3 protein-coding genes are annotated in these 6,238 nt (G+C 67.7%); all 3 read right to left on the reverse strand.

Annotated elements, in window-relative coordinates:
- Positions 1-43 precede the first annotated feature (43 nt).
- The 3 genes from metG to TX83_RS11630 all read right to left on the reverse strand — a co-directional run bounded on the left by metG (position 44) and on the right by TX83_RS11630 (position 5,788).
- Positions 44-2,116, reverse strand: coding sequence for a methionine--tRNA ligase (gene metG, locus TX83_RS11620; RefSeq protein WP_064748102.1), 2,073 nt, complete (start codon positions 2,114-2,116; stop codon positions 44-46).
- Positions 2,117-2,326: 210 nt separating this feature from the next.
- Positions 2,327-2,761: a DUF2147 domain-containing protein gene (locus tag TX83_RS11625; RefSeq protein ID WP_064748103.1), complete on the reverse strand. Its 435-nt coding sequence runs from the start codon at positions 2,759-2,761 to the stop codon at positions 2,327-2,329.
- 204 nt (positions 2,762-2,965) lie between these two features.
- Complete coding sequence (locus TX83_RS11630) at positions 2,966-5,788, reverse strand: TonB-dependent receptor plug domain-containing protein (protein ID WP_064748105.1); 2,823 nt, start codon at positions 5,786-5,788, stop codon at positions 2,966-2,968.
- Positions 5,789-6,238: the final 450 nt, after the last annotated feature.

Below are 6,238 nucleotides of genomic sequence, written 5' to 3' on the forward strand. Positions count from 1 at the left end.
GGCGCGCTTTACGAATCCCGAATCCCGAATCCCCAATCCCGGCTCAACGCACCGGCATGCCCGGCGCCACGCCTTCGTCGGCGTCGAGCAGGAACAGATTGCCACCGTCGAAACCGGCCGAGAGGATCATGCCTTCGCTGAGACCGAAGCGCATCTTGCGCGGGGCGAGGTTGGCGATGAACACCACGCTGCGGCCGACCAGCTTGTCCGGTTCGGCGTAGGAGCCGCGGATGCCGGAGAAGATCTGGCGCTGGCCGAGGTCGCCGGCGTCGAGCTGGAAGCGCAGCAGCTTGTCCGAGCCGTCGACGAACTCGCAGGCCAGCACCTTGCCGACGCGCAGGTCGAGCTTGGCGAAGTCGTCGATGGCGATGGTCGCGGCGGTCTCGCTCTTGGCTTCGGCCGGCTGCGCGGCGGCCTGCGGAGCCGGTTTCGCGGCGGCGGCGGGTTCGGCCTTGGCGGCGGGGGCGAGGGATTCCTTGCTGGCTTCGATCATGGTGTCAATCAACTTCGTATCGATACGGATGAACAATGGCGCGTAGGCGCCGATGGTGTGGGCGAGCAACGGCGCATCGAGGTCCTGCCAGCGCGCCACCGGCGCGGCCAGGAAGGCCTCGGTCTGCGCGGCGACGCGCGGCAGCACCGGCTTGAGCGCGCCGGCGAGCACGCGGAACAGGTTCAGGCCCTGGGTGCACACCGCCTGCAGCTGCGCTTCCATGCCGTCCTGCTTGGCCAGCACCCAGGGCTTGTGCTCGTCGATGTACTTATTGGCCTCGTCGGCCAGGGCCATGGTCAGGCGCAGCGCGGTTGCGGCTTCGTTGCGTTCGTAGGCCTGGGCGATCGGCGCCAGCTGGGCGGCGAAGCGCCGGTACATGGCCGGGTCGGGCAGGGCGTCGGCGAGGCGGCCCTCGAAGCGCTTTTCGATGAAGCCGGCGCAGCGGCTGGCGAGGTTGACGAACTTGCCGACCACGTCCGAGTTCACCCGGGCGACGAAGTCGGCCAGGTTGAGGTCGATGTCCTCCACGCCGCCGCTGGTCTTGGTGGCGAAGTAATAGCGCAGCGCTTCCGGGTCCAGGCCGACGTCGAGGTAGGTGCGGGCCTGGATGAAGGTGCCGCGCGACTTCGACATCTTCTCGCTGTTGACCATCAGGTAGCCGTTGACGTGCAGCCGGGTCGGGGCGCGGAAGCCGGCGCCGTGCAGCACCGCCGGCCAGAACAGGCCGTGGAAGGTGACGATGTCCTTGCCGATGAAGTGATGCAGCTCGGCACCGCTGTCGCGCGCCAGGTAGGACCAGAAATCCAGGCCTTCGCGCTCGCACAGGGCCTGCAAGCTGCTCAGGTAGCCGATCGGCGCGTCCAGCCAGACGTACAGGAACTTGCCCGGGTGGCCGGGGATCTCGAAGCCGAAATAGGGCGCGTCGCGGGAGATGTCCCAGGCGCGCAGACCGCCTTCGGCGTCCAGCCATTCGCTGAGCTTGGCCTTGATCCCGGGCGTGGCGACGTCGCCGGCCAGCCACTCGCGCAGGAAGCCCTCGAAATGGCCGACCTCGAAGAAGAAATGCTCGGACTCGCGCAGCTCCGGCGTCGCGCCGCTGACCACCGAGCGCGGCTCCTTGAGTTCGGTCGGGGCGTAGGTCGCGCCGCAGTTCTCGCAGTTGTCGCCGTACTGGTCGGGCGTGCCGCAGTTCGGGCAGATGCCCTTGACGTAGCGGTCGGGCAGGAACATGCCCTTGACCGGGTCGAACAACTGCGCGACCGAGCGCCGGGCGATGTGGCCGTTGTTGTCCAGGCGCGCATAGAACCCTTCGGTCAGGCTGCGGTTACCCGCCGAATGGGTCGAGTCGTAGTGGTCGAAGTGCACGCCGAAGTCGCGGAAATCGCGCTCGTGACGGACCTGGATCTGGGCGATGTAGGCCTCCGGTGTCTGCCCGGCCTTCTCCGCGCCGAGCATGATCGGGGTGCCGTGGGTGTCGTCGGCGCAGATGTAGCGCACCGTGTTCCCGCTCATCCGCTGCGCGCGTACCCAGATGTCGGCCTGCATGTACCCGACCAGATGGCCGAGGTGCAGGTCGCCGTTGGCGTAGGGCAGGGCGTTGGAGACGACGATTTCGCGGGACATGGGCGGGGTGGTCGTGGGCGGTCGTGAATTATGGCATGGGCCCGGGGACAGCCCGGGAACGGCGGCGCAGCGGTCTGTGGCGGCCGCCGTTTACAGGCCGAACGCGGCAGGGCGGCGCGCGTGCAAACACCGCCCCGGCCAAGGCCCGCAGTCGCCCAAAAAAGAAGCCCGGCCGAGGCCGGGCTTCCATGAACGACGGGCCCGCCGGGGTTATTCGCGGCGCATCCAGGTCTGGGTGCGGCCGAGCAGCGAGAAGCCCATGAAGCCGCGCACGTCCAGCTTCTTGCCGGCGTCGGTCGGGGTCACCTTGACCGAATAGACCTTGCCGCTGGCCGGGTCGAGGATCTGGCCGCCTTCCCAGACGTTGCCCTTCTTGCGGATGCCCCACAAGATCACCATGCCTTTCACCGGCTTGTTCTTGCGGTCGCCGGAGCACTTGTCGCAGACCGGGTTGGGGCCGCGGTCGGACTGCAGCACCTCGGTGACGCGGCCGGCCAGGCTGCCGTCTTTGGCCTCGTAGATTTCGACCACCGACTTGGGCTTCTGGGTCTTGTCGTCGATGGTGGTCCAGTGCCCGACCGGGGTCTGGGCGAAAGCCGCGGCGGGCAGAGCGAGCAACAGCAGGGCGAGCAGTTTGGTACGCATGAGTCCCCTCCCAGGGATGGAGCGTGGAAACGGTTCGGCCGTACGGTGGGGCGACGGTTGCGACCTTTATACCGCATCCGTCGGCGTACGGAAGGCGATGGCGGGCGCCGTTCAGCTCGCCGTCGCAGGCAGAAAAAAGCCCGGCCGGAGCCGGGCTGGAAGCGGTTGCGGGCCCGGCGCGCGGCCGGGCCCGCGAAGGGCGGATCAGTGGAACTGGTACTCGAACTGGGCCGAGATTTCGCGGCCGATCGGGCTGTACGCCGAATAGAAATACGGATAGCTGTCGTAGCCGTCGTCGCTGGGGTGGAACTTGTTGAACACGTTGTTGACGAACACCGTGACCTTGGCCTTGTCGGTGATCTGCTTGCCCAGGTTCGCGTTCCACAGGAAGTACGGCGCGATGCGGCCGGTTTCCTGCCAGTTCGGCAGGCTGCCGTAGCGGGTCATGAACACGGTGGCGTTCCAGTCGTTCTTCTGCCAGTTCACCGAGCCGCGCACGCGGCTGCGGAAATCGAAGTTGCCCGGATCGTCGCGCCAGTCGCGCTCGACCGGATCGGTCGCCAGCAGCTGACGCTCGTGCTTGAGGGTGTGGGTCCAGCCCAGCTCCCAGCGGTAGTCGCCCCAGCGCTGCGTGCTGAAGCGCCAGTTCAAGGCCGCATCCAGGCCGGCGACATGGCGCAGGGACTGGTTGACCGGGCCGCTGCGCACGCCGGTGACGCGGTCGGTGGGCTCGCCCGGCGCGCCGCTGCGGGTCACGCGGCTGACGATTTCCTGGCAGAACGCCGAATCGGCGGCGAATTGGAACGGCTGGCGGGTGCGGGTCAGGCCGGTGCGGCAACCGCCCTCGTTGTCGAGGATGTAGGTGCTGCTGAGGGTGGTGACCGCATCGTCGAGCTTGATGTCGTAGTAGTCGACCGACATCGACAGGCCGTCGGTGATGTCCCACACCAGGCCGGCGCCCCAGGACTCGCCGGTTTCCTCGGTCAGGGTGGGTTCGCCCTTGCTGGTCGCGAACACCGAGTAGTTGTAGACCGTGCCCGTGCACGAGGACGCGGCCAGGTTGGCGTTGAGGCAGCGGTAGGTGTCGAGTACGGTGCTGAAGCTGCCGCTGCCTTCGTTGAACACGAAGTGCATGTCCGGCGCCTTGAAGCTGGTCGAGTAGTTGCCGCGCACCAGCAGGCTCTCGATCGGGCGCCACTCCAGGCCGTAGCCCCAGGTCTTGGCGTCGTCGACCGCGGTGATGTCGTCGTACTTGTCGAAGCGGCCGGCCAGGCTGGCCTTCAACGACGGCAGGATCGGAATGCTGAACTCCAGGCCCGCGGCGTAGCGGTCGCGGTCGCCGCCGCCGTTGGTGCCGGTCAGGCCGTAGGTCTCGACCACGGTCGGCAGGATGCTGCGCGGCGAGTTCAACTCGTAGCCCTGCTGGGTGAAGTCGACCACCGCGGCGAAGCCCAGCGGTCCGGCCGGCAGCTCGAACAGGTCGCCGGACAAGGTGGCGCTGCCCTGGGTCACCCAGGACTCGGCTTCGTACTTCAGCGTGGTCGACATCGCCCGGTACTGGGCCGGGGTCAGCGGGGTGTAGAGGCGGTCGAGGTTGATTCGGTAGCGCGGGGTGCCGGTGGTGTTCAGGCGCGGACCGAAGAACCAATCGGTCACCGCCGAGCCGTCCAGGCGCGGACGGGTGCGGTCGGCGCGGTACTCGGCGCGTCCCAGGGTCACGTCCCAGTCGAAGCGGTCGGCGAGGGTGCCGCGCAGGCCGACGGCGACGTCGAGCGACTTCTCGGTGAAGCGCTGGTACATCGCGTCGAAGCCGCCGTACTCCTGCGGCGTCAGCAGACGCTGCATGTTGAGATTGGTGTTGAAGCCGGTGTCGAACCAGGTGGTGACGCGGCCGGTGCGGTCGATGTGCGGGCCGCTGATCGCCTCGGTGCCGCCGGACAGCTTGGACTTGGAGTGATAGCCCTGCAGGCTGGTCCAGGCCTGCAAGCCGTTGCCGAAGGTGTAGGTGCCGTACAGATAGCCCGACCAGTCGCTGTTGCCGTTGGCGATGGTCTGGTAGCCGACATCGCCCCAGGAACCGCAGGCCGGGCCGAGGTTGGTCACGGCGCGGGTGCCGGCGACCACGGTGCGGTAGTTGAAGCGCACGAACTCGCCGTCGAAGCGATCGCAGACGCCGGCGGGCGGGGCGATGTAGGAGTTGGCGGCATTGCCCGGGCGATTGAGGCGGATCGCCGCGGTGGGCTGGTTGTTGCCCAGTTCCGGGGTCGGCCGCGGGTTGTCGTCGGTGGAGTCCATGAAGTCGCGCTGGAACGCGAACACCGGCTCGTCGGCGAAATACTCCAGGGCGTAGGTCACGCTCCAGTTGTCGCCGGAACGGCCGCCGACCCACTGCACGTTGCCGAAGTCGCCGCCGCCGGTGGTCGAGGTGCCGCCGCGCACGGTCAGCTTGTCGCCGTCGAAGTTGGTCTTCAGCACCACGTTGACCACGCCGGCGACCGCATCGGAGCCGTAGATCGCCGACGCGCCGCCGGACAGGATCTCGATCCGGTCCACCGCCGCGGAGGGAATGTTGCCGAAGTTCTGGAAGTTGCTCTGGCCGTTGTACGGGAACGGGTAGTCCGCGGCGCGGCGACCGTTGATCAGCAGCAGGGTGCGGCCCGGGCCGAGGCCGCGCAGGTTGACCGGGCTGCCGTTGGGCGTGAAGCCGCCGGCCGAGTTGAGTTCGTTCTGTACCGTGCCGCCGTTCTGGGTCAGCGTGGACAGCGCATCGAACACGGTGACGAAGCCTTCGCGCTGGATCTGCGCCGAGCTGATCACGGTGACCGGCGAGGGCCCTTCGATCTGGGTGCGCTTGATGCGCGAGCCGGTGACGACGACGCCGGCGACGTCGGTGGGCTTGTCGGAACCGCCGGCGCTGGCCGCGGCCGGTTCCTGGGCGAACGCGGCGCCCGCGGCGCCGAACAGCATCGCGGACGCAACCGCCCGCGACAGCCTGCTGCGACGCAGGCCGTGGTGATTGGACGACATCTGGTGAATCCCCCGAAGCGAAGCGAAATGGACTGAGCTATGTGCCGACCTTGGCAATCCCCTGTTCCTTCGCAGGCAAAATTAACATGCGATTAACCAATCTGCCATCGAATTGCAATTCTGCGGTGGATGATCGTTTTTCATGACGATAGGTGCTTGATTTATCTGGATTCGTGGCGGTTTTGGCCGCTCGCGGCGAGTCCTGCTACGCAACGGCGGCCTGGGCCTGGGCCCGGTTTCGGTCGGCGAATCCCCGGTTTCGTCGCGACAGATGCCTATTTTCGGTTGCAGGTGTAACCGGCGACCCGGCCGGCGGTGGGGCGGGTAGAGAGGGCAGGCCCCTGCAGGAGCGGCGTTAGCCGCGACCGCCATCCTTCACTCGCCGCGCTTTGTCCTGGGCCCCTGTAGGAGCGGCGTAAGCCGCGACCGCGTCCTTTCGGCCTCGCGGCG

Source organism: Lysobacter antibioticus HS124 (assembly GCF_000336385.2).
In the GTDB taxonomy this organism is placed as follows: Bacteria; Pseudomonadota; Gammaproteobacteria; order Xanthomonadales; family Xanthomonadaceae; genus Lysobacter; species Lysobacter firmicutimachus.

Excerpts from the sequence above, each read along its gene's own strand:
- TX83_RS11630 (WP_064748105.1), bottom strand. The coding sequence starts at position 5,788 with ATGTCGTCCAATCACCACGGCCTGCGTCGCAGCAGGCTGTCGCGGGCG.
- TX83_RS11625 (WP_064748103.1), bottom strand. The coding sequence starts at position 2,761 with ATGCGTACCAAACTGCTCGCCCTGCTGTTGCTCGCTCTGCCCGCCGCG.
- metG (WP_064748102.1), bottom strand. The coding sequence starts at position 2,116 with ATGTCCCGCGAAATCGTCGTCTCCAACGCCCTGCCCTACGCCAACGGC.